Here is a 24,430-nt window from a genome sequence, read left to right as displayed (position 1 = left end):
GTGCCGTCCGGTCGCAGCGCGCCGGGCCGCGTGGGCCGGCGGATCCGGCGGTGGCTCCGTCGCGGGTGGCGTCCGGTCGCGTACCTGTGGCGGCGCTCCCTGATGGTCCGGTCGGTCGCCATCACGGTGCTGACGACCGGCCTGGCGATCGCGATCATCGGCACCGCCGTGATGATCAGCATCTCGAACAACGTCTACTCGCAGCGCCGCGACCAGATCGAGGCCGAGTCCGCGCGCGCCACCGTCGTCGCGCAGGGCATCTTCGACGCCGCGACCGCGGGCGGGGACAACAACCAGACCGAGCTCGAGACGCTGCAGAACGAGGCGCAGCAGGCGATCCTGTCGAACACGACCAGCCCCGGCGGCACGAGCCTCGCGATCGAGCGGAGCCCGGACCAGACGGCGCCGCAGTCGCTGCAGACCGTGGCGAGCCCGGACTTCCCCGACCAGGCGATCAGCGACGCCCTCCGGAAGGAAGTCGGCAAGGACACCGGCAAGGTCAGCCTGCAGCCCGTCCGGCTCGAGGTCGACGGCCGCAGCCAGCCCGGTCTCGCCGTCGGGTCGACGCTGCAGATCCCGAGCGCCGGGCAGTACGAGCTCTACCTCGTCTACGACCTGTCCGACGCGCAGCAGACCCTCGACTTCGTGTCCCAGACGCTGTCCATCGGCGGCGTCGCGCTGATGGTGCTCATCGCGCTCGTGACGTCCCTGGTCGTCCGGCTCGTGATCGTGCCCATCCGCGGCGCGGCCGAGACCAGCCGGAAGATCGCCGCCGGTCGGCTCGACGAACGCATCCCGGTCAAGGGCAACGACGACATCGCGACCCTGGCGCGCAGCTTCAACGGCATGGCCGACGCCGTGAGCCGGCAGATCACCCAGCTCGCCGAGCTCTCCCGCGTCCAGCAGCGGTTCGTGTCCGACGTGTCGCACGAGCTCCGGACGCCGCTGACGACCATCCGGCTCGCCGGCGACATGCTCTACGACTCCCGGCACGCCTTCGAACCGTCCGTCGGCCGCTCCGCCGAGCTCCTGCACACCCAGGTCGAGCGCTTCGAACTGCTCCTCGCCGACCTGCTCGAGATCTCCCGGTTCGACGCGCAGGCCGTGCAGCTCGACCCGGAGCCCGTCATCCCGGCCGCGCTCGCGACCGACATCGTCGACGAGTTCCGCCCGCTGGCCGAACGCGCGGGCATCGACCTGCAGCTGGCGACCCCCGGTGGCCACACCACGATGCAGCTCGACGCCAAGCGCGTCCGGCGCATCCTCCGCAACCTCGTCGGCAACGCGATCGAGCACGGTGACGCGAAGCCCGTGCAGGTCGTGGTCGACAGCGACGCCCGCTCCGTCGCGATCGCCGTCCGCGACCACGGCGTCGGCATGCCGCCGGAGGACGCCGTCCGCGTGTTCGACCGGTTCTGGCGCGCCGACCCGAGCCGGAAGCGCACGATCGGCGGGACCGGCCTCGGCCTCGCGATCTCCCTCGGGGACGCGAACCTGCACGGCGGCCGGATCGACGTCTGGTCCCGCCCCGGCGAGGGGTCCACGTTCGTCCTCACGCTGCCCCGCAACGAGCGCGTCGCGGTGACGACCTCCGCCATCCCGCTGCCCGAACTCGACGAGTCCTACGACGGCCCCCGGGCCGTGCGGGAGGAAGACTGATGCGCACCCGCTTCCGACACCTCATCGCCGTCGCGCTCGCCGCGGTCACGGTCGTCGCCGTGTCCGCGTGCGCTGCGATCCCCACCGACGGTCCGGTGCGCTCCGGCCAGACGATCAAGGACGAGTCGGTGTCCGGCCTGGACTACCGCCCGTTCAAGCCCGTGGCCGGGTCGGACCAGACCGCGATCCTCCGCGGGTTCATCGCCGCCGGCACGGGTGCGCAGGACGACTACGCGGTCGCCCGGCAGTTCCTGGCCTCGGGGTACGCGGAGAAGTGGAACCCGCGCCGCGGCGTCACCATCCGCGAGGGCAACCCCGACGTCGAACGCGTCGGCGACCGTGAGCTGAGCTACACCCTCACCGCGAGCGCCACCGTCGACGCCGAGGGCCAGTACACCCAGGCCGTCCGCCCGACCTCGACCACGCTGACGTTCCAGTTCACCCGCGAGGACGGGGAATGGCGCATCGCCTACGCCCCGGACGGCATCATCCTGTCGCCGGTCAACTTCGACTCGGTGTTCCAGCAGCACGCGCTGTACTTCTACGACCCGACGTACCGGTACCTGGTGCCCGACGAGCGCTGGTTCCTCGCCCGCTCGTCGACGAGCACCCGGATCGCGAGCGCCCTGCTCGCCGGACCGGCCGACTGGCTCAAGGGCTCCGTCGTCTCGGCGTTCCCCGAGGGCACCCAGCTGTCGCTGAACGCCGTGACGATCGACAGCGGTACCGCCCTCGTCGACCTGTCGAGCGACGCCCTGCGTGCCAGCAGCCAGGACAAGGTCCGGATGCGCACGCAGCTCAGCCGGTCGCTGGCTTCCGTCGCCACGGTGTCGTCGGTCGCCATCACCGTCGAGGGTGCGTCGTTCTCGATCCCGGACGCGACGGGCTCCGAGGCCCAGGTCAACCCCGACGTCGACGCCCGGCCGCTCGTCGAACGCGACGGCTCCGTCGGCTACGCGTCGCCGTCGTCCGACAAGATCGCGGAGCTCGGCAACGGCATGGGCGACGAGATCGCCGCCCTCGACCCGTCCTCGCTCGCGATCTCCGCGTCCGGCACCGCAGCGGTGGTGGGCAACGACGACGGCGTCTTCGTGGTCCGGCCGCAGTCCCGGCTGCGGGTGGACGCGACCGACGGCCTCGTCCCGCCGTCCGTCGACGACCTCGGCTTCGCCTGGGTCGCAGCCGCGTCGGACACCCGGAAGGTCACCGCGTACGGCCTCGGCGGCGACCCGCACGTGATCACGACGACCCTGCCGAAGGGCACGATGGTCTCGTTCCAGGTCTCCCGCGACTCGACGCGCGCGCTCGCGCTCCTCGAGGGCGCCGACGGACCGAGCCTGTACGTGATGGCGATCGTCCGCGGCTCCGACCGCACCCCGACGGCGCTCGGTCCGCCGGTCCGGGTGCAGGCGGCGACCGGCGACGCCGTCGGCGCGGCGTGGATCAACGACTCCGACATCGCGTCGCTCGGGCAGACCACGAACGGCCCGGAGGTCGTCCGGACCACCGTCGGTGGCCAGTCGAGCACCCTGCCGAAGCCGGACGGACGCGCGACGGCGATCGCCGGGGGCAGCGCCGGCTCGATGCTCCTGCGGATGTCCGACGGCTCCGTGCTGCAGTCCACCGGTGGTGGCTGGGAGGCGACGGGCGTCACGGCGGACGTGCTCGGCATCCAGCGCTGACGAGATCCGCCCGGTCCTCCACAGGGCACCGAGCCTGGAGGCCCGTCCACCGTCTTCCGGACGGCCCCCGCCCGGCGCCCGGTCACCGCGACCCTGGTGGACGTGACGACGACCGAGCGGGGCTGGCAGGACGCGGTCCTCGCGGTGCTCGGTCTGGTCCTGCCGGTCGCCTGCGCGGGATGCGGCGCGGCCGACCGCGCCCTGTGCGTCGCCTGCCGCACCGCCCTCGACCACGAACCCCGTCGCGTGCGGCTCGTGGCCGGGGTACGGCTCGACGCGGGCTTCGAGTACGGGGGACTGGTCCGGACCGTCCTCCTCGAGCTGAAGCTCCGCGGCCGCGTGGACCTCGCACGCCCGCTCGGCGCCCGGTTCGGCGCACTCGTGCTGTCGGCGCTCGCCGAGGCCCCGGCGGGCACGCTCCTGCTCCGGGTGCCGCCGTCGCCGCAGGGTGCCCGGCGCCGCGGCTTCGACCCCGTGGTGCTGCTCCTGGCGCGCGGCGGTGTGCGGCGTCCGCGGGCGCTCCGGCGCGTCCGTCGGCCCCGGGCGGGCGCTCGTGGCCAGGACCCGGGTCCGGGCCCCGGTTCGGCCCCCGGTCCGGCCCCGGGGCCCGTGCCCCGTGCCGGCCACGGGCAGAAGGAGCGCAGCGCCGTCGAGCGGGTCGCGGCGACCGTCGGCACGCTCCGTGCGGTGGGCGTCGCCGATCGGGACGTCGTGGTGGTCGACGACGTCGTGACCACGGGCGTCACGATGGCCGAGGCCGTCCGTGCCGTCCGCGCCGCGGGTGGCCGCGTGGTGCGCTGCGTGGCGGTGGCGAGCGTCGACGAGTGAACGCTCGGTGTCCTCTGAGTGTCCGGTGGGTGTCTCCACGACTCACCGCGTTCCCGTGACGCCGGGGCTGGTCCGGGTCTAGCCTCGCGGCAAGGCGTTCATGATCGCCGGATGGAGGCGACGCGCTGAGTCTGGATGGGAGCCGCCACATGGACGTGACGATCACGGGCCGGAACATCGGGGTCACCGACCGATTCCGCACCTACGTCGAACAGAAGTCCGAGAAGATCGACGTGCTCGCCGACCGCGCCCTCGCCTTCGAGGTGCGCATCAGCCGCCACCACGAGAAGTCGGGCGGTTCCCCGGGCGAGGACCGCGTCGAGCTCACACTGATCGGCCCCGGCCCCCTCGTGCGGGCGGAGTCCGCGGCGTCGGACAAGTACGCCGCCTTCGACCTCGCCTTCGCCCGGATCATGGAGCGGCTGCGCCGGGCGCGCGACCGCCGCAAGGTGCACCGCGGACGGCACAGTCCGACCTCGGTGTCCGAGGCCTCGGGCACCGCGTTCGAGCGGATGGGCATCGTGCCCGCCGACGGCAAGCTGATCGAGGACGTCGCGACCGGCGCGGTCCCCGTGGTGTCGGAGCAGGGTGAGGACGAGGACGAGGTGTACAGCCCCGTCGTGATCCGGCACAAGGTCTTCGAGGCCGCTCCGATGACGGTCGACGACGCGCTCTACTTCATGGAGCTCGTCGGGCACGACTTCTACCTGTTCGTCGACGCGGAGACCCGCCGACCGAGCGTGGTCTACCGGCGGAAGGGCTGGGACTACGGCGTCATCGGCATCGACGACCAGACCGCCGGGGGCTCGTCGGCGGCCCGTTCGGTGTCCGAGTCGGAACCGGCCACGGCGATCGCCTGACGACGGCTGACGGCAGGTCCGGGTGTGCGCGGTCCGTTCGCGGGCCGCGCACACCCGCGCCGCGCACACCCGCCGTTCCCAGCGCCGCCTTCGATCCGGTTGCTAGCATGACTGGCTGTTCGCATCGCGCAGGTCGCGCGTGACGATCTCGTAAGGAGCTCACGTGGCAAACGTGCTGGAGAAGGTCCTCCGCATCGGTGAAGGACGCACCCTCCGCCGGCTGAAGGCGTACGCCTCGGCGATCAACGACCTCGAGGACGACTTCGCGAGTCTCACCGACGAGGAACTCCAGGACGAGACCAAGGAGCTCCGCGAGCGGTACGCGAACGGCGAGACCCTCGACGACCTGCTGCCCGAGGCGTTCGCCGCAGTGCGGGAAGCAGCGAAGCGCACCCTCGGCATGCGGCACTTCGACGTGCAGCTCATGGGCGGCGCGGCGCTCCACCTCGGCAACATCGCCGAGATGAAGACCGGTGAGGGCAAGACCCTCGTCGCGACGACCGCGGCGTACCTCAACGCCATCCCGTCGCGCGGCGTGCACGTCATCACGGTCAACGACTTCCTCGCGTCGTACCAGTCCGAGATCATGGGCCGCGTGTTCCGTGCCCTCGGCATGACGACCGGGTGCATCATCGCGAACCAGTCGCCGGCCGAGCGCCGCGAGCAGTACGCCGCCGACATCACGTACGGCACGAACAACGAGTTCGGCTTCGACTACCTGCGCGACAACATGGCGTGGCAGTCCTCCGACATGGTGCAGCGCGGCCACTACTTCGCGATCGTGGACGAGGTCGACTCGATCCTCATCGACGAAGCCCGCACGCCGCTCATCATCTCAGGCCCGTCCTCTGGCGAGGCGAACCGCTGGTTCACCGAGTTCGCGTCGATCGCCACCCGCCTCACCCCGGGCGAGGACTACGAGGTCGACGAGAAGAAGCGCACCGTCGGCGTGCTCGAGCCCGGCATCGAGAAGGTCGAGGACTACCTCGGCATCGACAACCTGTACGAGTCGGCGAACACGCCCCTCATCTCGTTCCTCAACAACTCCATCAAGGCCGTCGCCCTGTTCAAGAAGGACAAGGACTACGTCGTGATGAACGGCGAGGTCCTCATCGTCGACGAGCACACCGGCCGCATCCTGATGGGCCGTCGCTACAACGAGGGCATCCACCAGGCGATCGAGGCGAAGGAGGGCGTCGAGGTCAAGGCCGAGAACCAGACCCTCGCCACGGTCACCCTGCAGAACTACTTCCGCCTCTACCAGAAGCTGTCCGGCATGACCGGTACCGCCGAGACCGAGGCCGCCGAGTTCATGTCGACGTACAAGCTCGGCGTCGTCCCGATCCCGACGAACAAGCCGATGCAGCGCCTCGACCAGACCGACCTCGTCTACAAGAACGAGAAGGCGAAGTTCGAGCAGGTCGCCGAGGACATCGCGGAGCGCCACGAGAAGGGCCAGCCGGTCCTCGTCGGCACCACGAGCGTCGAGAAGTCCGAGTACCTGTCGAAGCTCCTCGCCAAGAAGGGCGTGAAGCACGAGGTCCTCAACGCGAAGAACCACGCGCGTGAGGCCGCGATCGTCGCCCAGGCCGGTCGCCTCGGCGCCGTGACCGTCGCGACGAACATGGCCGGTCGTGGTACCGACATCATGCTCGGCGGTAACTCGGAGTTCCTCGCCGTGCAGGAGATGCACGCGAAGGGCCTGTCCCCGACGGAGACGCCGGACGAGTACGAGGCCGAGTGGGACGACGTCTTCGCCCGCGTCAAGGCGGAGATCAAGGAAGAGGGCGACAAGGTCCGCGAGGCCGGCGGCCTCTACGTCCTCGGCACGGAGCGCCACGAGTCCCGCCGCATCGACAACCAGCTGCGTGGTCGGTCCGGTCGTCAGGGTGACCCGGGCGAGAGCCGGTTCTACCTGTCGCTGACCGACGACCTCATGCGGCTGTTCAACTCCGGTGCCGCCGAGAGCCTGATGGGCCGCTCGAACGTGCCGGACGACCTGGCGATCGAGAACAAGCTCGTCGGCCGGGCGATCCGCTCCGCGCAGGCGCAGGTCGAGGGCCGCAACGCCGAGATCCGCAAGAACGTCCTGAAGTACGACGACGTCCTGAACCGCCAGCGCGAGGCGATCTACAGCGACCGCCGCCACATCCTCGAGGGCGACGACATCCACGACCGCGCGCAGGCGTTCCTCAAGAGCGTCGTCGACGACGTCATCGACACCCACACCGGTGAGGGCTCCCCGGACGACTGGGACCTCGACGCCATGTGGACCGAGCTCGGCACGCTGTTCCCGATCTCGATCTCCATCGACGAGGTCATCACCGAGGCCGGGTCGAAGGGCAAGGCATCGCGCGAGTTCCTCGGTCGCGAGATCCTCTCCGACGCCAAGCTCGCGTACAAGACGCGCGAGGAGCTCCTCGGCGAAGAGGCCATGCGCGAGCTCGAGCGTCGCGTGGTCCTGTCCGTGATCGACCGCCGCTGGCGTGACCACCTCTACGAGATGGACTACCTCAAGGACGGCATCGGCCTCCGCGCGATGGCCCAGCGCGACCCGCTGGTCGAGTACCAGCGCGAGGGCTACGCCCTGTTCCAGAGCATGATGGGGCAGATCCGCGAAGAGTCGGTCGGCTACCTGTTCAACCTCGAGGTCCAGGTGCAGTCCGACGGTGAGAACGCCGTCATCGAGGCGAAGGGCCTCAGCGAGGACGAGGTCTCCGGCCTCGAGTACTCGGCGCCGTCCATCGACGGCGAGGTCGAGGTCCGCGACGAGCGCGGCCGCCTCGAGCAGGCCGCGACGGCTCGTGCGCAGAAGGCGCAGGCCGAGGCCGAGGCAGCCGCCGGGCCGGAGCAGGGCTCCGCGTTCGGCAACGCTGCCACGGCGTCCGGCCAGGCCGCCGCGAGCAACCGCGCCGAACGTCGTCAGGCCGCCAAGAAGGGCTGACGCGACCACACTCCGGACAGGAGGCGCGGTGCCGGCTGGCACCGCGCCTCCCGTCTTCGGTGGGTCTCGTCCAGTGCGCCGGTCACCCCTCAGAGGACCCCAACCGCCGTCGCCCGCCACCGCCCCTGCCGCTCCTCGAGCCGCATCGCGACCGCGCGGGCGTGACTGCGCGTGTGCACGACGATCGTCGCCTCGGCGACACCGTCCGCCGGACAGCAGACGATCACGCTCCCGACCCGCAGGAGCGCCCGGGCTCGGGAACGACCGCCGAGCTGCCGCGCCCGCGCCGCCACCGCCGAGCGCTGTTGCAGGTGCCGGTGCACGTCGTCGGTGATCCATCGGGCGATGCTGTCGACCTCCCGCGCGCCGGTCAGGATCTTCGCCACGCAGAGCCCGAGGGCGCGCGCCGTGTCGTGCGCATCCGTCGGTGGTGGGACGGCCGCGAGCCGCGTGGGCTCCGTGGTCGGCCCTGCGTCGTCGATGCGGCGTGCTTCCTCGGCCACTCTGCCCCTTTCGTCCGGGGTGAGCGTATGGCGAGTGCAACATGAGAAATATGACAGCGTGCGAGCTGTGGAGAGGACGACGTTGTCCACAGCGGGCCGCACCTAGACTGGCGTGGTGTCGACCCTCAGTGACCTCGTCCTCGCACAAGGCCGTTCCTCCGAAGCCGACGTCGAATGGCTGCACCTGCTCGTCGGTGACTGGCAGCTGCTCGCCGACCTGTCCTTCGCCGACATGGTCCTCTGGGTGCCGACGGCCGAGGACGGCTCGTTCGTGGCCGTGGCGCACGCCCGGCCGAGCTCCGCCGCGACGCTCTTCTACCGCGACATCGTCGGGCAGGAGATCCGCGAGGAGTGGCGCGAGCAGGTCACCGAGTGCTTCGCCGGCGCGAAGGTCGTCGACTCGGCCGAGCCGGACTGGTACGAGGACACCCCGACGCGCGTGCGGGCGATCCCGGTGCTGCGCCGGCTCAGTGCGAACAGCGCGCAGACCACCGATCGGCCCATCGCCGTCGTGACGCGGCACTCCAACCAGGACGAGATGCGGACGCCGAGCCGGCAGGAACTGAACTTCACCGCGAGTGCGAACGACCTGTTCGGCATGATCGCCACCGGCGACTTCCCCGACATCGGCGCCCCCGCCGGTCCCCGACGTGGCGCGCCGCGTGCGAGCGACGGGCTGCTCCGCCTCGACACGAACGGCATCGTCACCTTCGCGAGCCCGAACGGCCTCAGTGCGTTCAACCGGATGGGCTTCGAGGGCGAGCTCGAGCGGAAGTCCCTTGCCGAGGTCACCACCGAACTCATCGGCTCGCAGCTCGACGTCGACGAGTCCCTGCCGCTCGTCGTCACCGGCCGGGCACCGTGGCGCGCCGACATCGAGTCGAAGGGCGTCACCGTCTCGCTCCGGTCGATCCCGCTCCGCGACCACGGCGAGCGCATCGGCGCGATCGTGCTGTGCCGCGACGTGAGCGAGCTGCGGCACCAGGAGCGCGAGCTCATCACGAAGGACGCGACGATCCGCGAGATCCACCACCGCGTCAAGAACAACCTGCAGACCGTCGCGTCCCTGCTGCGGATCCAGGCGCGTCGGACGCACTCGGACGAAGCGCGGACGTCACTGCAGAACGCGATGCGGCGCGTCGCGGCGATCGCCGTGGTGCACGACACCCTGTCGAGCGGCCTTAGCCAGACCGTCGACTTCGACCAGGTCTTCGACTCGGTCCTCAAGCTCGTCACCGAGGTCGCCGCGTCGCACAACACGACCGTGCACCCGAAGAAGACCGGCGAGTTCGGCGTCCTGCCGTCCGAGGCTGCGACACCGCTCGCGCTCGGGCTCACCGAGCTCGTCACGAACGCGGTCGAGCACGGACTCGACGGCCGCGACGGCGAGGTCGAGATCGTCGCGGAGCGCTTCGACGACCACCTCGACATCCAGGTGCGCGACAACGGCCGGGGTCTGCCGGAGGGCAAGGTCGGCTCGGGCCTGGGCACGCAGATCGTCCGCACGCTGATCCAGGGCGAGCTCGGCGGCACCATCGACTGGCACACCCTCACCGGCAGCGGCACCGAGGTGACGATCACCATCCCGTTCCGCTGGCTCACCGCCGCCGCGTAGCGGCTGGCGCCGGCCGCCGTCCGGCCGGCCGGCGCGCCCGGGGGGCCCGCCGTCGCGTAGCGGCGCCCGCCGCGCCCGCCGCCCGCCGGCCGGCCTCGCCGGGCCGGAGGCCCGCCGCCCGCCGTGGCGGTGCCGCCGACGCTCCGCACAACCACAGTGCATCCGAGCCGCGACATCGCGTGGTTCGGACTGACTTGCGTGGTGCGGCCGTCGACGTGACCGCCTGGAGGCCCGGCGCGCGCCCGACCGGCGGGTGTCGGGCCTCCAGGCGGTCACGCTGCAGGGCCGCCGCGGCCGACGTGCGCACCGCACCACCGAAGTACGCTCGCGCCGCGGGATCGCGCGGTTCGGGCGGGCTTTGCTTGTGCACAGGTGCGCACGACCCGCGCCGCGGGCCGCACGCGACCCGCAGCCGCGACCCGCAGCCGCAGCCGACGTGCGCACCGCACCACCGAAGTACGCTCACGCCGCGGGATCGCGCGGTTCGCGCGGGCTTTGCTTGTGCACAGGTGCGCACGACCCGCGCGGCGGGCCGCACGCGACCCGCAGCCACGACCCGCAGCCGCAGCACGCGCCCGCGCCGCCCGCGGCGCCCGCGGCGCCCGCGGCGCCCGCGGCGCCCGCGCCGCCCGCGGCGCCCGCGGCGCCCGCGGACACGACGACGCCCGCCGACCCCGAGGGGACGGCGGGCGTCGAGCGGTCAGCGCGGCGTCAGGAGGCGCGGCGAGCCCGAGCGGCGCGGCGCTTCAGCGCACGACGCTCGTCCTCGCTGAGGCCACCCCAGACACCGGAGTCCTGGTTGTTCTCGAGTGCGTACTGCAGGCACATCTCGGTGACGGTGCAGCGAGCGCAGACCGACTTGGCCTTCTCGATCTGGTCGACGGCCGGTCCGGTGTTCCCGACGGGGAAGAAGAGCTCGGGGTCCGCGGTGAGGCAGGCTGCCTGGTCACGCCAGTCCATGTGTGGTGCTCCTTGAAATCGATGCTCGAACGGCAGGCCGGGGCCGTGGTTCGGGGATCGGAACGCTGAGCATGCGCGAGGCACGAGGGGACACCCGTGGGGGAGGAGTCCGCTGGAAGCGAGTCTGACGCCCGCGAACGCTCGGGGGAGGAGCGTCGAACCACGGGAGACGCACACCACATCGTGCCGTCCAAACGACCTCGAATATCGTTCCATACTGGTAGGGCCAAATCAAGGGTTCCGACGCTGGAGGAATGCTGTGCCCGACACCACCCCGAACGAGTCCGAGCCCGCGGAGCGGAGGTCTCCTGCCCTCGTGGCGCTCCTCGTGGTCGTCGGCGTGGAGTTCGCCGCCCTCGTCGTGGTGACCGTCGTCCTGATCGTCGAGCTGGTCGTCGCGCCGGCAACGAGCATCGCCTCCGGCATCGCGCTGACCATCCTGTCCGCCATCGCGGCGCTCTGGCTCGGCTCCCTCGTCATCGGCCTGCGGAACCGTCGCCCTTGGGTCCGCTCCGGGATCATCGTCTGGCAGGTCCTGCAGGGTGCGCTCGCGATCGGCGCGTTCCAGGGCGTCTTCCGCGTGCCCGCCGTCGGCTGGCTGCTGCTCATCCCGGCGCTCCTCGGGATCACCCTGGTGCTGTCGCGTCCGGTGACGGAGGCGCTCGCCCGTCCGGCCGAGTAGCGGCCCTCCCGTCGCGGAGACGCGACCGACCGACGGACTGGAGGCGCGGTGCCAGCTGGCACACCTCCCTCGCAGGCTCGGTCGGCGCGCCCCGCGTGACGCTGGCGCGTCACCGCTGAGCGGGGCGCGCCAGTGCACCGCGTGGCCCGGTCCTCAGACCAGGCCGAGCTTCTTCCGCAGGCTCGCCACGTGCCCGGTGGCCTTCACGTTGTAGAGCGGGAGCTGCACGGTGCCGTCCTCGTCGACGACGATCGTCGACCGGATCGTGCCGGTGACGATCTTTCCGTAGTTGTTCTTCTCGCCCCAGGCCGCGTAGGCCTTGTGGACGGCGAGGTCCGGGTCGCTCAGCAGGGGGAAGGTCAGCGCCTGCTCGTGCTGGAACTCCTTGAGCTTCGGCAGGTCGTCCTTCGAGACGCCGAGGACCTCGTAGCCGGCCGCCTGCAGGGACGACATGTTGTCGCGGAAGTCGCACGCCTCGGTGGTGCAGCCCGGGGTCGACGCCGCCGGGTAGAAGTACACGATGACCTTCTTGCCCCGCAGTGCGGCGAGCGAGTGCTCGGTGCCGTCCTGGTCGGGCAGGGTGAAGTCGGGGGCGGTGTCGCCGGCGGCGAGACGGTCGGTCATGGTGCTCCTGTTCGGTTCGGTGCCCCGAGTGGTCAAGAGCACGCGAAACCCATGCTATTGTTGTTTCCCGTTGCAGCAGCGAAGCGCAACATGCACCTCTAGCTCAATTGGCAGAGCAACTGACTCTTAATCAGTGGGTTCTCGGTTCAAGTCCGAGGGGGTGCACCAGCAAGGCCCCGGCTCACCGAGTCGGGGCCTTCGTCGTTCCCGGTGCCGACGGGCGGCGCAGCGAGACACGCCCGACGTGCTGCTCGGGTGCGATCTCGTCGTCGCTCAGCCCGCGGGGACGTCGACGACGCGCTCCGCGCCGACGACCGGTTCGAGTGCGCCGGCCGAGGCTGCGGCGAGGTCCGCGCGGAGCGGGTCGATCCCGTCGCGGGGGACCCACAGCTCGAAGGTCGCGGTCGTGGCGTACACCGGGTCGCCGAGCGTGGCGCCGTGGTGGCGCACCCAGTCGCGGAGCACGTTGTCGATCCGGCCGGCATCGGCGTGCGGGGCGTCCACCGTGACCCGGGTGAGGGCCTGCCGCCGGACGAGCGCGGCACGGTCGAGCGCTTCCGACACCGAGGTCGAGTACGCGCGGACGAGGCCGCCGGCCCCGAGCTTCACCCCTCCGAAGTACCGCGTGACGACGGCGACCACGTCGGTGAGCTCCCGCCGGCGCAGCACCTCGAGCATCGGGACCCCGGCCGTGCCGGAGGGTTCGCCGTCGTCGGACGACCGAGCCTGGTCCCCGAGCACCCCCGTCACCATCGCCGTGCAGTTGTGCCGGGCGTCCCACCGACGACGCCGGACCTCGGCGATCACGCGGTCCGCGTCGGCGACGTCCGAGACCGGCGCGACGGTGGTGATGAAGCGCGACCGCGTGATGACGATCTCGTGCTCGACGGGCTCCGCGATGGTGGACGGGTAGACGGCGGGCACCCTCCGAGGGTAGCCGCGGCGCCGGAGCGGGCCGCGCTAGCATGTCCTGCACGACGTGCGGCTGGGGAGGAGTCCGATCGACATGGCGACAGCAGATCCGAAGGGCGGCGTCCTCGACGCCGCCGAACTCGCGCGCCGGTTGAACCTCCTGCTCGACTTCGAGGAGGCCCAGCGCGGGTCGCCCGTGCCGTTCGCCGCGATCGAGGAGTACGTCGCCGAGCAGGGCGGTTCGCTGTCCCGCGCGAAGTGGACCTACATGCTGTCCGGCGACGGTCGACGGAACCGCGACACGGGGCTCCTGCGCCTGCTCGCCGGGTACTTCGAGGTCGACGAGCGCTTCCTGCTCGAGGACAGCGACGTCCCGGAGCGCATCGGTGCGCAGCTCGCACTCGTCCGGTCGCTCCGGTCGGCGCGGGTCAGCGGGTTCGCGGCCCGCACGTTCCCCGGCGAGCTCTCGCCCGAGGCGCTCCGCCGGATCGCCGAGGTCCTCGAGGAGGAGTCCGAGCGGGGGAGCGTCGCATGACGCGGGACGACACCGCGGGTGGGTCCGCCGACGTCTGGCGCGACCGGGCCGACTTCGTCTCGGAGTTCTGGGCGCGTGGCGCTGCCGAGGGCTGGTCGGACGTCGACCAGGCCGTGTCCGCCGCGGCCGCCGTGGTCGGCAAGCCCATCGTCGTCCGCGAAGAGGCGTTCCTCGCCGCCGAGCCGGTCTGCGGCTTCGTCGCCACGCTCGAGCGCCAGCACCTCATCATGATCTCGCCGACGGCGTCCCGGACCTTCCGGTCGTTCGTGATCGGCCACGAACTCGGCCACATCCTGCACCGGCACCAGGACCACGCGCCCCAGGCGGCCTACATCCGCGACGTCATCCCGGACCTGCCGGAGTACAAGGTCGAGCGGGCGCTCGCCCGCGGACTGTTCTCGAACGAGTACGAGCACGAGGCCGAGGTCTTCGCCGACCGACTGGCCGGGCTCATCCGCGACCACCGCGACCGTCCGAGCGCCTTCCGCGGGGTCTTCGGGTGATCGTCTCCGTCGTCCAGGCGCTCCTCCTCATCGCGGGCACCGTGACGCTGCTCGTGCTGCAGCGGCGGCAGGACCGGACCCTCGCGGTCACCTTCCTGCTCTTCGCGGCGACGATCGTCACGAACGTCGATCCGCTCTACCGCTGGCTCGATCCGCTGCTCGGCGGGTTCAACGTCGTCACGGTGGTCAGCGACTGCCTCATGGTCGCCGGCACGAGCACCCTGCTCTGGGGCGTGGCGAAGGCGGTCGGTGCGGCGCGCCCCTGGCTGCGGAACGCCATCGTCGTCACCTGCGCGGTCGTGGTCGTGGTGGTCGTCGTGGCGTTCACGGTGCTCGACAAGCCGCCGACCACGACGACGTTCATGCTCGACGCCGGGCAGCACCCGGCGGCCACGGTGTACTCGATCGCGCAGACCGTCTACCTCGGTGTGGCGCTCGGCGCGACGGGGCTCATCTGCGTCCTGCGCCTCCGTGAGGCCCGCACCACCACGGACCTCGTCGGGCTGTGGGTCCTCGTGCTGGGCGGGGTGCTCGGCGTGGTCCGGATGGTGGTCGTCGTCGTGATGGACCTGGCGCACGTCCTCGGTGACCTCGGCACGACGCACGCGCTCGCGCTGCCGTACGACGTCACGACGCCGGGGGCGGTGATCTGCGTCTCGTCGGGGATGCTGCTGCTCGTCATCGGGCACCAGGTGTCGCGTCGGCGGCGGTCCCGCCGGGTCGAGGTCGCCCTGCACCGGCTCGCGCCCCTGCACGACCGCGTCGGCATCGACAACGCCTACCCGGAGTCGGTCGACCCGGCGACGCGCCTCAGTCGGCTGATCGTGGAGATCAACGACGGTGCGCGGCGGGCGAGACGACCCCTCAGCGAAGCCGAGCGCGCGGCGCTGTCCGACGCCGAGTCGGCCCTCGAGACGGCGTAGCCAGCAGCGGGACACCGATCCCACTGGATGACTCGACTCCGCCGACCGCGCCGTGTAGGGTCTGTAGCAGTTGCTACAGATCGTGTGGCCGCCGGGGTGGGTCTCGGCCGCGTTGGGGGCGGCCGAGCACCACCGACCCCGGCGGGCCGACCGCCGCACCGGCCCTAGGATCGTCGGGTGACCGTCTTCGCAGCCCTCGTCCTGTTCATCGGTGCCGTCTTCAACGTCGTCACCTGGCCGCGCTTCTTCCAGCGGGTCGCCAAGGACAGCCGCGCGCGGGACGCCGCCGGCAAGCCGACGACCTTCTACACGGTGCACCTGGTCCTGCTGCTCATCGCCCTGGCGATCGCCGTCGCCGCCGTCGTCGCCGGGATCCTCCTGCTCGTCTGAGCGGCGGTCGACGCGACCGATCGGCGGCCTGGAGGCGCGGGGCGGGCCCGCACCGCGCCTCCAGGCCGGAGTCGGTCCGGTCCACTGCGTTCCGTGCGCGCTTCAGGCGCGCTTCAGCGGGAACCGGGAGGATCGACGCATGCGTGTGCTGGTGGTCGACGACGAGGTGCGGCTTGCCGACGGCGTGCGCCGCGGGCTCGAGGCCGAGGGATGGGCGGTCGACGTCGCCCACGACGGCGTCGACGGGCTCTGGCACGCCCGGGAGTTCACCTACGACGCGATCGTGCTCGACCTGATGATGCCGGGCCTCAGCGGCTGGGCGGTGTGCGCCCAGCTCCGTGCCGACGGCGACTGGACGCCCGTCCTCATGCTCACGGCGAAGGACGGCGAGTGGGACCAGGTCGAAGCGCTCGACGCCGGGGCCGACGACTACGTGACGAAGCCGTTCTCGCACCCCGTGCTCGTCGCGCGACTCCGTGCCCTCGTCCGCCGCGGTGCCCGTGAACGTCCGGCGGTGCTCACCCTCGGCGACCTCGTCGTCGACCCCGCGGCACGCACGGTGTCCCGCGCCGGCACGCCCGTCGAGCTGACGAGCCGGGAGTTCGCGGTGCTCGAGTTCCTCGCCCGCCGCGCCGGGCAGGTGTGCTCGAAGCGGGACGTCATCGACAACGTCTGGGACGTCGACTTCGAGGGGGACCCGAACATCGTCGAGGTCTACGTCGGCCACCTGCGCCGGAAGCTCGACCGGCCGTTCGGACGGACCGCGCTCGAGACCGTCCGCGGTGCCGGCTACCGGTTGGCGGCGGACGGTGGCTGACCCGGCGTCGACCGGACGTCGTCGGCGGTTCCGGTCGGTCCGCGCCCGCACCACGCTCGGGGCCGTCGCGGTCGTGCTCGCGGCGCTGCTCGTCGGTGCCGCAGCGTTCGTCGTGGTGCTCCGGTTCGTGCTCCTCGACGGCGTCCGGGCCTCGGCGGAGGCCGGTCTCGAGCAGGCGTCGTCCCGTGTGGAGGCCGACGGTGCCGCGGCGGTGCGCGGCTACGAGGACGTCCTCGTGCAGGTCGTCGCCGAGGACGGCTCGGTGCTCGCCCACGGCGACGACGCCGACCCGCCGGCCCTGCCGACGGCCGACGAGTCCCACTGGGACCACGACGGCGAGCGGTGGCTGCTCGTCGCCGACGACGTCGACCTACCCGGCGGCGGTGAGGCGACGCTCGTCTACGGCGCCTCGCTCGAGCAGTCCGACACCGCCCTCCGTGCCGCGATCGGGCTGCTGGCCGTCGGCGTCCCCGTCCTGGTCGTGGTGATGGGGCTCGTCACCTGGGTCGTCACCGGCCGCTCGCTCCGCCCGGTGGACCGGATGCGGACCGAGGTCGACACGATCCGGACGGCCCGCCCGGACGCCCGGGTCGTCGTACCGGACACGGGCGACGAGATCGCGCGGCTCGCGACGACGATGAACGCCATGCTCGAGCGGCTCGACCGGTCCGCCGAGGCGCAGCGACGGTTCGTCTCCGACGCCTCGCACGAACTCCGCTCGCCGATCGCGACCATCCGTCAGCACGCCGAGGTCGCCGTCGCGCACCCGGACCGCGTCGACGTCGGCGAGCTCTCCGGCGTGGTGCGGTCCGAGGCGCTCCGGCTGCAGGACCTCGTGTCCGCGCTGCTCGAGCTCTCGCGGCTCGACGAGGGCGGGATCGGTGCCGCCAAGCCGGTGGACCTCGACGACCTCGCGCTGGCCGCCGTGGCGCGCGCCCGTGCCGAGGTCGGCGGTGCGGGCGACGCAGGACCGCGCGGCTCTGGACCGGGCGGCCCGGGACCCGGCGGCCCCGGCGTGGTGGTCGACGGTTCCGGGATCGGTCCGGCGCGGGTGCTCGGCAACGAGCGCGTGCTGGCCGGCGTGGTGCGGAACCTCGTGGACAACGCGGTGCGGCACGCCAGCGCCCGGGTCGCGGTCGCCGTCACCGAGGTCGACGGGCAGGCCGTGCTCACCGTGGACGACGACGGCGCCGGTGTGCCGACGGGGGAGCGCGACCGGGTGTTCGAGCGGTTCGTCCGGCTCGACGAGGCCCGCAGCCGCGACGCGGGCGGTGCCGGGCTCGGCCTGGCGATCGTGCACGACGCCGTCCGGGCACACGGTGGCACGGTCCGCGTGACCGACGCTCCGACGGGTGGTGCGCGGTTCGAGGTGCGCATCGCACTCGGTGGCTGACCAGGCTGCTTCAGGTCCGCTTCAGCACCCGGTCGGCAGTCTTGCCGACATGAACGCTCTCCAGAACGACACCGTCCGCACCACCAGCCGCACCGCGCGCCGCATCGCCGGACTCGCCGCGCTGCCGCTCCTGGCCTCCCTCGCCCTCGTCGGGTGTGCGTCCGATGACGCGGACTCCGCCGACGCCGGCTCCGGCGCGGGCAACAGCAGCGCGGCGACCGGCGGGGCCTCGGGCAGCACCGCCGACGCCGCGTCGAACGAGTCGCTGCTCGCCGCCGTCGAGACCGCCCGGAAGGCCGTCGAGTCCGGCACCGTGATCTCGATCGAGCAGGAGCAGAACGCCTCCGCCTACGAGGTCCTCGTCGTGACCGGCGACGGCGCCGAGCACGAGGTGCACACCAACGCCGACGGCAGCGCGGTGAACGGCTCGCCCCGCACCGAGCAGTCCGACGCGGACGACGTGGCCGAGAACGAGCGCTTCGTCGCCGCGGCCGACCTCGACGTCAGCGACGCCGTCCGGAAGTTCGAGGACCTGCACGCCGGCACGATCACCGAGCTCGGTCTCGACGACCACCTCGGGAAGGTCGTCTGGGAGGGCGACGTCCGCGACTCGTCCGGCACGAAGCACAGCGTCCGCATCGACGCCGGCTCGGGCGCGGTCGTCACGGACGAGGTCGACACCGACGACTGAGCGCGGTCGTCGGTGCCGCTGCCGGCACGCCCCGGCTGGCGCGCCCCGGGCTTCCGCGCCAGCACCGGTCTGCGCCGCGGCCGGCGCGTGCCGGCGTCGGCGGTCCGGGGTAGACCAGTGGCACCCGGTGGATCGCCGGCCGACGCAGGAGGAGGAACCATGACCGACACGACCCCTCGCTCGTACCCGCAGGGCGTGCCGAGCTGGATCGAGGCCCGCCACCCCGATCCCGACGGCGCAACGGCCTTCTACACCGGCCTGTTCGGGTGGGACGTCGACGAGCGCCTGCCGCCGGGCGCTCCCGGCTCCTACCGCATCGTCAGCATCGACGGGCGGGACGTCGGGGCGATCGCCTCGAGCGACGACCCTGCGACGTGGACCACGTACATCGCGGTGGACGACGCCGACGCGACCGCCGCTCGCGTGGTCGAACTCGGCGGGACCGCCGCCGAACCCGCGGACGCCGGGCCCGGTGGCTCCGCCGGCCGCGGTGTCGACTGCATCGATCCCCGCGGTGCCGCGTTCGCGCTCTGGCAGGCGCGGGAGCGGGTCGGTGCGCAGCACATCAACGCTCCCGGCGGGTGGGTCTTCAGCGACCTGCGCTCCCGCGAGCCGGAGACGGCCGTCGCGTTCTACGAGCGGCTCTTCGGGTGGCAGGTGTCCGACGTTCGCGAGGGGCCGAGCGCGATGGTCCGCCTGCCCGGGTACGGCGACCACCTCGCTGCGACGTCCGACCCGGACATCCGGGAACGCCAGGTGGGCGCTCCCGAGGGCTTCGCCGACGTGATCGGGGCGTTGGCACGGATCGACGCGGGCCCCGACGACTGGCACGTGTCGTTCAGCGTGGCCGACCGCGACGACGCCGCGGCGCTGGCGGAGCGGCTCGGCGGCCGCGTGCTCGACACCTGGGACGGGTTCTGGACGCGGGCGGCCGAGCTCCAGGACCCGCAGGGCGCGACGTTCCGGGTCACGCAGTTCGCGCCGGACGGCGACTGAGCGAGGTCGCGGTCGGTCGGTGACCGAGCGGGGTCAGGACTCCTGCGGCAGGGGCGTGCCGAGCACCCGGCGGAGCGCCAGCTCGGCCAGTCGTTCGTCGGAGGTGTCGAGCAGCACGCGGTAGGTGTCGTCCGGTGTGACGAACTCGACGCAGACCGCATCGAAGTCGCACGGCCCGACCCGCCACCCGTCGACCTCGTCCATCGGCACCGCCGTCAGACCGTCGCGCTCGTAGCTCGTCTCCGCGGTGACCCGGTCGTCGAAGACCCGGACACGTCCGAACGTGCCTCGCCAGGTCAGCTGGAGATCGAGCGTGGGGGAGGCAGAAGTGTCCGGCACCCGCCGATCGTACCGAGGGGTGCCGGACACCAGCCATCCGAGGGCGGCCCGTGTCGCGAACCGGACAGCGGCGTACCCGCGGAGCGCACGGACCGCCGCCCGTGGGCCTGCGTCAGTCGGTGTCGTCGCCCTCGTCGTCCGTGCCGCGGCGCACCTGGTTGGCCGGATCCCGCCCGGTGATCGGGTACGGCCCGGTGACACCCTCGCGGAGGGCGGCGATGCGGAGGATCCGGTCACGCTGCAGGAACCAGCCGACGATGAGCAGCGGGATCACGATGACGAGCGAGGCGATCGTGTAGGTGCCGACGGGGTAGTCGATCGCCATCAGGACGATGACCGAGGCCAGGAACGCGAGCGTCAACCACGCGGTGACCGGCGCGCCCGGCAGCCGGAACGTCGGTTCCTTCGCGAGGCCCTGCTTCGCCCACTGCCGCAGGCGCATCTGGCAGAGGATGATCGTCCCCCACGCCGTGATGATGCCGAGGCTGGCGATGTTGAGCGCGATCTCGAAGGCCTGGCTCGGCACGAAGTAGTTGAGCACGACGCCCGCGACGGTGAAGGCCGCGGTGAGCAGGATGCCGGCGTACGGCACGCCGCCCTTCGACATCTTGGTGGTCCACTTCGGGGCGGACCCGTTCATGCCCATCGAGTGCAGTGCGCGGCCGGTCGAGTAGAGGCCGGCGTTCAGCGACGACAGCGCGGCGGTGAGCACCACGAAGTTCATGATGCCGCCGACGATCGACCCGACCTGCGGGTTGCCGAGCGACGAGAAGAACGTCACGAAGGGGCTCTCGCCCTCCTTGTACGCGGTGTACGGCAGGAGCAGGGAGAGCAGCACGATCGAGCCGACGTAGAAGACCGCGATGCGGAAGACCACGGAGTTGATCGCGCGGGGGATGACCTTCTCGGTGTTCTGGGTCTCGCCCGAGGCGGTGCCGACGAGCTCGATGGCCGCGTACGCGAACACGACGCCCTGGATCACGATGACGGCGGGGAGCACGCCGTTCGGGAAGAGCCCGCCGTTGTCGCCCCAGATCGAGAACCCGGTGCGGACGGCTTCGCCGCCGGCCTCGACCGGGAACGCGAAGACGAGCCAGATGATCGCGACGACCAGGAAGGTCACGAGCGCGGCGACCTTGATGAGCGCGAACCAGAACTCGAGCTCACCGAAGACCTTGACCGCGACCATGTTGGCCGCGAGCACGACGACGAGGGCGATGAGCGCGAGCAGCCACTGCGGCGCCGCGGTGAACGCCGACCAGTACTGCAGGTAGATCGCGACCGCGGTGGTGTCCACGATCGAGGTCATCGCCCAGTTGAGGAAGTACATCCAGCCGGCGGCGTAGGCGAACTTCTCGCCGTAGAACTCGCGGGCGTACGAGATGAACGACCCCGACGAGGGGCGGTGCAGCACGAGCTCGCCGAGCGCACGGAGGATGAAGAACGCGAAGATGCCCGCGATCAGGTAGGTCAGCGCGAGCGCCGGGCCCGCTGTGTGCAGGCGTCCGCCGGCGCCGAGGAAGAGGCCGGTGCCGATCGCGCCGCCGATGGCGATCATCTGCAGTTGCCGGGGCTTCAGACCGTGCTGGTAGCCCTCCTGCTCGTGCGAGAAGTCGTTCGCGGGCGCGCGGTCCACCCCGGTGTCGTTCTGCGCTGTCATGCGCGACACGCTACAGGTGCGTCGGAGCGGGGCGGCACACAAAGATGCGAGTCGGCTGAACCGTAACGAACCGGTCACGATCCCGATCGGCAGCAGCGTGGGCGACACGCCGTGTTCGGGGTACACCGGTGCCGGGATTCCGGCGGACCGCGATTCGCGACGGGGGACAACCGCCGATAGCCTTGAACGTCCCTTCAGGGGACACCGACGATCAGGACGCGTCCATCCGAGCAGTGCCCACCAGTGCAGCGCTCGCGGTGACCGTACGGTCGGCCGGACCGGGGTCGTCCCGAGTACGACCCCCGCGTGCGTGATCGCTCGCCCTGCGCCAGCCCGGTGATGGACAACCGGCGCGCGGGCTCGATGCGGTGCCGCCGAACACGGTGCCGGACGACCCGTCCGCAACCACACCGCGATCGCCGTGCGCCCTCCCGCGCCACGGTCGCGCGAGGAGAACCGTTGACCATCGCACCACCCCAGGACCGGCGTGCCACGACGCCGGACGACCCCAACGGCGTGCCCGCCGTCAGCGTGCACGGCGCCTACAAGGTGTTCGGCCGACGCCCCGGCGAGGCGGTCCGCCGTCTGGCCGCCGGCGCGTCCCGCGACGAGGTCCGCGACCTCGGCTCCGCGGCCGTCATCGACGCGTCCTTCGACGTGCGCCCCGGCGAGATCTTCGTCGTCATGGGCCTCTCCGGCTCCGGCAAGTCGACGCTCATCCGGATGCTGAACGGTCTGCTCGAACCGACCGCCGGCACGGTCGAGATCGGCGGCCGGACCGTCACGAAGGCCACGCCGAAGGAGATCCGCGAGATCCGGCGCACGAGCGTCTCGATGGTGTTCCAGCACTTCGCGCTGCTGCCGCACCGCACCGTGCTCGAGAACGTCGCCTACGGCCTCGAGGTGAACGGCGTCGACAAGACGACCCGGCTCGCGAAGGCCCGCGAGGTCATCGGCCTCGTCGGCCTCGACGTCTGGGCCGACGCCAAGCCGGACGAGCTCTCCGGCGGCATGCAGCAGCGCGTCGGCATCGCCCGTGCGCTCGCCGCCGAGACCGACGTCCTGCTCATGGACGAGGCGTTCAGCGCCCTCGACCCGCTCATCCGCCGCGAGATGCAGGAGCAGCTCGTCGACCTGCAGCAGCGGCTCGGCAAGACGATCGTCTTCATCACCCACGACCTCAACGAGGCCATGTTCCTGGGGGACCGCATCGCCGTGATGCGCGACGGCCGGATCGTCCAGATCGGGTCGCCGGAGGACATCCTCACCGACCCGGCGAACGACTACGTCGCCCAGTTCGTGCAGGACGTCGACCGGGCCCGCGTGCTCACCGCGGCGAGCGTCATGGAGCCCGCACGGGCCGTGGTGCCGCTGACCGTCGGCCCGCGCGGTGCGCTCCGCACGATGCGCGACCTGCAGACCGCGGCCGTCTTCGTCACGGGGCGCGGCCGGAAGCTCGAGGGCTGGGTGCGCGACCGCCACGTGATGCGGCAGGTGAAGGCCGGGGACACGAACCTCGACGCCATCGTGAACACCGAGTACGCGCGGGTCGCCCCGGACACGGCGCTCACCGACCTGTTCGAGCTCGCCGTCGAGTCGCCGCTGCCGATCGCCGTCGTGGACGACGAGGAGCGCCTGCTCGGCGTCGTCCCGCGCGTGACGCTCCTGGCGGCACTCGGGAACGTGCCGACCGCGACGATGCCGATCCCGGTGCTCGAGCCGGTCACCCGCATCTCCGACTCCGACATGGACTCGACCCTCGCCGCGACCGGCGAGGCGCCCGTCGTCACCGACGAGCCCGTCCGCGAGCCCGTCGACGAGCCCGCCACCGACGAGCCCGTCCGCGAGCCCGTCGGCGAGCCCGCCACCGACGAGCCCGGCCAGCCCTCCGCCACCGAAGGAGACCACGCATGATCACCCCCGGCACCAACTCCTTCGGCGACTTCCACCTGCCCCTCGGCACCTGGGTCGCAGCCGTCGTCGACTGGATCACCACCTACCTGTCCGGCTTCTTCGACGTCGTCCGCTACGTGTTCACCTGGATGGACGCGTGGATGGAGTACTTCCTCTCCACGCCGCCGTTCTGGGTCGTCATCGCGGTCCTCGTCGTCCTGGCGTTCGTCGCGAAGGGCTGGAAGCTCGCCCTCGGCGCCGCGATCGGCCTGCTGTTCATCGTGAGCGTCGGCCAGTGGACGAACGCGATGGACACCCTCGCGCTCGTCGTCGTCGCGGCCGGCCTCGCCGTCGTGTTCAGCATCCCGCTGGGCATCTGGGCCGCCCGCTCGGACACCGCGAGCCGGATCATCCGACCGGTCCTCGACTTCATGCAGACCACCCCGGCCTTCGTGTACCTGATCCCGGCGCTGCTGCTGTTCCGCGTCGGCGTCGTCCCCGGCATCGTCGCGACCATCGTCTTCGCGATGGCCCCCGGCGTCCGCCTCACCGAGCTCGGCATCCGCGGGGTCCCCGGCGAGGTCGTCGAGGCCGGTGCCGCGTTCGGCTCCAGCCCGTGGCGCATCCTCCGGCAGATCCAGCTCCCGCTCGCGAAGGCCAGCATCATGGCCGGCGTCAACCAGGTCATCATGCTGTCGCTCTCGATGGTCGTCATCGCCGGCATGGTCGGCGCGGGCGGCCTCGGCGAGCAGATCGTCGCCTCGCTGAACCGGATCGACGTCGGTCTGGGGGCCGAGGCCGGGCTGTCGGTCGTGGTCCTGGCGATCCTGCTGGACCGCCTGACCGCAGCGCTCGGCGGCGACGCGAGCGGAGCCTCCAGGCCGTGGAGGCGCAAGCAGCGGACGGCCGTCACCGCGACGCCGGACGCGGCGACCGCCCAGACCGCCGCCACCACCGACCCGGCACCGGCAGACCGTCCGCGCGAGCCGCAGACGACCACCGCGTGAGGAAGGACCAGACC

At 71.9% G+C, this 24,430-nt stretch carries 23 protein-coding genes and 1 tRNA gene; 18 read left to right on the top strand and 6 right to left on the bottom strand.

Annotated features, from left to right (window positions below):
• The 5 genes from mtrB (at position 1) to secA (ending at position 7,973) form a co-directional block, all read left to right on the top strand.
• Positions 1-1,659, top strand: a complete 1,659-nt coding sequence (gene mtrB / locus EDF64_RS02940; RefSeq protein ID WP_243736224.1) for an MtrAB system histidine kinase MtrB — start codon at positions 1-3, stop codon at positions 1,657-1,659.
• Positions 1,659-3,341, top strand: coding sequence for an LpqB family beta-propeller domain-containing protein (locus EDF64_RS02935; RefSeq protein ID WP_133518617.1), 1,683 nt, complete (start codon positions 1,659-1,661; stop codon positions 3,339-3,341). The genes mtrB and EDF64_RS02935 overlap by 1 nt, the downstream gene beginning before the upstream one ends.
• A gap of 102 nt (positions 3,342-3,443) precedes the next feature.
• Positions 3,444-4,169, top strand: coding sequence for a phosphoribosyltransferase family protein (locus tag EDF64_RS02930; RefSeq protein WP_166645582.1), 726 nt, complete (start codon positions 3,444-3,446; stop codon positions 4,167-4,169).
• Positions 4,170-4,318: 149 nt separating this feature from the next.
• Positions 4,319-5,029 (top strand): ribosome hibernation-promoting factor, HPF/YfiA family, encoded by a 711-nt coding sequence (gene hpf, locus EDF64_RS02925; protein WP_133518615.1) that lies wholly within the window; start codon positions 4,319-4,321, stop codon positions 5,027-5,029.
• A 163-nt stretch (positions 5,030-5,192) separates the two neighbouring features.
• Entirely contained in the window at positions 5,193-7,973 is a 2,781-nt protein-coding gene (gene secA / locus EDF64_RS02920) for a preprotein translocase subunit SecA (RefSeq protein ID WP_133518614.1), read from the top strand.
• An 89-nt stretch (positions 7,974-8,062) separates the two neighbouring features.
• Here secA and EDF64_RS02915 read toward each other — a convergent pair whose 3' ends face one another.
• Entirely contained in the window at positions 8,063-8,476 is a 414-nt protein-coding gene (locus EDF64_RS02915; RefSeq protein WP_166645581.1) for an Rv3235 family protein, read from the bottom strand.
• A 115-nt stretch (positions 8,477-8,591) separates the two neighbouring features.
• Between EDF64_RS02915 and EDF64_RS02910 the strand changes: the two genes are divergently transcribed.
• A complete protein-coding gene (locus EDF64_RS02910; RefSeq protein WP_133518612.1) occupies positions 8,592-10,091 on the top strand; it encodes a sensor histidine kinase in 1,500 nt (499 codons plus the stop codon).
• A gap of 711 nt (positions 10,092-10,802) precedes the next feature.
• On the opposite strand, the gene EDF64_RS02900 is transcribed toward EDF64_RS02910, so the two are convergent.
• Complete coding sequence (locus EDF64_RS02900) at positions 10,803-11,051, bottom strand: WhiB family transcriptional regulator (RefSeq protein ID WP_022904217.1); 249 nt, start codon at positions 11,049-11,051, stop codon at positions 10,803-10,805.
• Positions 11,052-11,310: 259 nt separating this feature from the next.
• On the opposite strand from EDF64_RS02900, the gene EDF64_RS02895 reads away from it, so the two are divergent.
• On the top strand, positions 11,311-11,733 hold the full coding sequence (locus EDF64_RS02895) for a hypothetical protein (protein WP_071292004.1): 423 nt from the start codon (positions 11,311-11,313) through the stop codon (positions 11,731-11,733).
• Positions 11,734-11,886: 153 nt separating this feature from the next.
• Here the strand turns inward: EDF64_RS02895 and bcp are convergent, their stop codons facing one another.
• A complete protein-coding gene (bcp, locus tag EDF64_RS02890; protein ID WP_133518611.1) occupies positions 11,887-12,357 on the bottom strand; it encodes a thioredoxin-dependent thiol peroxidase in 471 nt (156 codons plus the stop codon).
• 92 nt (positions 12,358-12,449) lie between these two features.
• Between bcp and EDF64_RS02885 the strand changes: the two genes are divergently transcribed.
• Positions 12,450-12,525: transfer RNA gene (locus tag EDF64_RS02885), tRNA-Lys, on the top strand.
• 105 nt (positions 12,526-12,630) lie between these two features.
• Here EDF64_RS02885 and EDF64_RS02880 read toward each other — a convergent pair.
• A complete protein-coding gene (locus EDF64_RS02880; protein WP_133518610.1) occupies positions 12,631-13,281 on the bottom strand; it encodes an IMPACT family protein in 651 nt (216 codons plus the stop codon).
• A gap of 82 nt (positions 13,282-13,363) precedes the next feature.
• Here EDF64_RS02880 and EDF64_RS02875 point away from each other — a divergent pair, with 82 nt between their 5' ends.
• The 8 genes from EDF64_RS02875 (at position 13,364) to EDF64_RS02840 (ending at position 19,517) form a co-directional block, all read left to right on the top strand.
• On the top strand, positions 13,364-13,804 hold the full coding sequence (locus EDF64_RS02875; protein ID WP_133518609.1) for a hypothetical protein: 441 nt from the start codon (positions 13,364-13,366) through the stop codon (positions 13,802-13,804).
• Entirely contained in the window at positions 13,801-14,307 is a 507-nt protein-coding gene (locus EDF64_RS02870) for an ImmA/IrrE family metallo-endopeptidase (protein WP_133518608.1), read from the top strand. The genes EDF64_RS02875 and EDF64_RS02870 overlap by 4 nt, the downstream gene beginning before the upstream one ends.
• Positions 14,304-15,230, top strand: coding sequence for a hypothetical protein (locus tag EDF64_RS02865; RefSeq protein ID WP_133518607.1), 927 nt, complete (start codon positions 14,304-14,306; stop codon positions 15,228-15,230). Before EDF64_RS02870 ends, EDF64_RS02865 begins: the two co-directional genes overlap by 4 nt.
• A gap of 177 nt (positions 15,231-15,407) precedes the next feature.
• Positions 15,408-15,620 carry an SCO4848 family membrane protein gene (locus EDF64_RS02860; RefSeq protein WP_070418512.1) on the top strand — a complete coding sequence of 71 codons (213 nt, stop codon included), beginning with the start codon at positions 15,408-15,410 and terminating at the stop codon, positions 15,618-15,620.
• Between the two features lie 139 nt (positions 15,621-15,759).
• The gene (locus tag EDF64_RS02855; protein WP_133518606.1) at positions 15,760-16,437 is read left to right on the top strand and encodes a response regulator transcription factor; all 678 of its coding nucleotides are present in this window, start codon (positions 15,760-15,762) and stop codon (positions 16,435-16,437) included.
• On the top strand, positions 16,430-17,830 hold the full coding sequence (locus EDF64_RS02850) for a sensor histidine kinase (protein WP_133518605.1): 1,401 nt from the start codon (positions 16,430-16,432) through the stop codon (positions 17,828-17,830). Before EDF64_RS02855 ends, EDF64_RS02850 begins: the two co-directional genes overlap by 8 nt.
• 49 nt (positions 17,831-17,879) lie before the next feature.
• Positions 17,880-18,521, top strand: a complete 642-nt coding sequence (locus EDF64_RS02845; protein ID WP_133518604.1) for a PepSY domain-containing protein — start codon at positions 17,880-17,882, stop codon at positions 18,519-18,521.
• A gap of 159 nt (positions 18,522-18,680) precedes the next feature.
• Complete coding sequence (locus tag EDF64_RS02840; protein WP_133518603.1) at positions 18,681-19,517, top strand: VOC family protein; 837 nt, start codon at positions 18,681-18,683, stop codon at positions 19,515-19,517.
• A gap of 33 nt (positions 19,518-19,550) precedes the next feature.
• Here EDF64_RS02840 and EDF64_RS02835 read toward each other — a convergent pair whose 3' ends face one another.
• Together EDF64_RS02835 and EDF64_RS02830 are read right to left on the bottom strand one after the other, a co-directional pair.
• Positions 19,551-19,856: a hypothetical protein gene (locus EDF64_RS02835; RefSeq protein ID WP_133518602.1), complete on the bottom strand. Its 306-nt coding sequence runs from the start codon at positions 19,854-19,856 to the stop codon at positions 19,551-19,553.
• Between the two features lie 112 nt (positions 19,857-19,968).
• Entirely contained in the window at positions 19,969-21,516 is a 1,548-nt protein-coding gene (locus tag EDF64_RS02830; protein WP_133518601.1) for an amino acid permease, read from the bottom strand.
• Between the two features lie 465 nt (positions 21,517-21,981).
• On the opposite strand from EDF64_RS02830, the gene EDF64_RS02825 reads away from it, so the two are divergent.
• Together EDF64_RS02825 and EDF64_RS02820 are read left to right on the top strand one after the other, a co-directional pair.
• The gene (locus EDF64_RS02825) at positions 21,982-23,430 is read left to right on the top strand and encodes a quaternary amine ABC transporter ATP-binding protein (RefSeq protein ID WP_432207013.1); all 1,449 of its coding nucleotides are present in this window, start codon (positions 21,982-21,984) and stop codon (positions 23,428-23,430) included.
• On the top strand, positions 23,427-24,416 hold the full coding sequence (locus EDF64_RS02820; protein WP_133518600.1) for an ABC transporter permease: 990 nt from the start codon (positions 23,427-23,429) through the stop codon (positions 24,414-24,416). The genes EDF64_RS02825 and EDF64_RS02820 overlap by 4 nt, the downstream gene beginning before the upstream one ends.
• Positions 24,417-24,430: the final 14 nt, after the last annotated feature.

Origin of the sequence: Curtobacterium flaccumfaciens (assembly GCF_004361695.1) — a bacterium.
In the GTDB taxonomy this organism is placed as follows: Bacteria; Actinomycetota; Actinomycetes; order Actinomycetales; family Microbacteriaceae; genus Curtobacterium; species Curtobacterium flaccumfaciens_B.
The sequence above is the reverse complement of the archived record's forward strand: the minus strand, read 5'-3'. Positions and strand labels throughout refer to the sequence as shown.

What these genes read in the sequence shown, in the direction of transcription:
- bcp (WP_133518611.1), bottom strand. Translation starts at nt 12,357, where the DNA reads ATGACCGACCGTCTCGCCGCCGGCGACACCGCCCCCGACTTCACCCTG.
- EDF64_RS02870 (WP_133518608.1), top strand. Translation starts at nt 13,801, where the DNA reads ATGACGCGGGACGACACCGCGGGTGGGTCCGCCGACGTCTGGCGCGAC.
- EDF64_RS02935 (WP_133518617.1), top strand. Translation starts at nt 1,659, where the DNA reads ATGCGCACCCGCTTCCGACACCTCATCGCCGTCGCGCTCGCCGCGGTC.
- EDF64_RS02845 (WP_133518604.1), top strand. Translation starts at nt 17,880, where the DNA reads ATGAACGCTCTCCAGAACGACACCGTCCGCACCACCAGCCGCACCGCG.
- EDF64_RS02830 (WP_133518601.1), bottom strand. Translation starts at nt 21,516, where the DNA reads ATGACAGCGCAGAACGACACCGGGGTGGACCGCGCGCCCGCGAACGAC.
- EDF64_RS02820 (WP_133518600.1), top strand. Translation starts at nt 23,427, where the DNA reads ATGATCACCCCCGGCACCAACTCCTTCGGCGACTTCCACCTGCCCCTC.
- EDF64_RS02840 (WP_133518603.1), top strand. Translation starts at nt 18,681, where the DNA reads ATGACCGACACGACCCCTCGCTCGTACCCGCAGGGCGTGCCGAGCTGG.
- EDF64_RS02875 (WP_133518609.1), top strand. Translation starts at nt 13,364, where the DNA reads ATGGCGACAGCAGATCCGAAGGGCGGCGTCCTCGACGCCGCCGAACTC.
- hpf (WP_133518615.1), top strand. Translation starts at nt 4,319, where the DNA reads ATGGACGTGACGATCACGGGCCGGAACATCGGGGTCACCGACCGATTC.
- EDF64_RS02855 (WP_133518606.1), top strand. Translation starts at nt 15,760, where the DNA reads ATGCGTGTGCTGGTGGTCGACGACGAGGTGCGGCTTGCCGACGGCGTG.
- EDF64_RS02900 (WP_022904217.1), bottom strand. Translation starts at nt 11,051, where the DNA reads ATGGACTGGCGTGACCAGGCAGCCTGCCTCACCGCGGACCCCGAGCTC.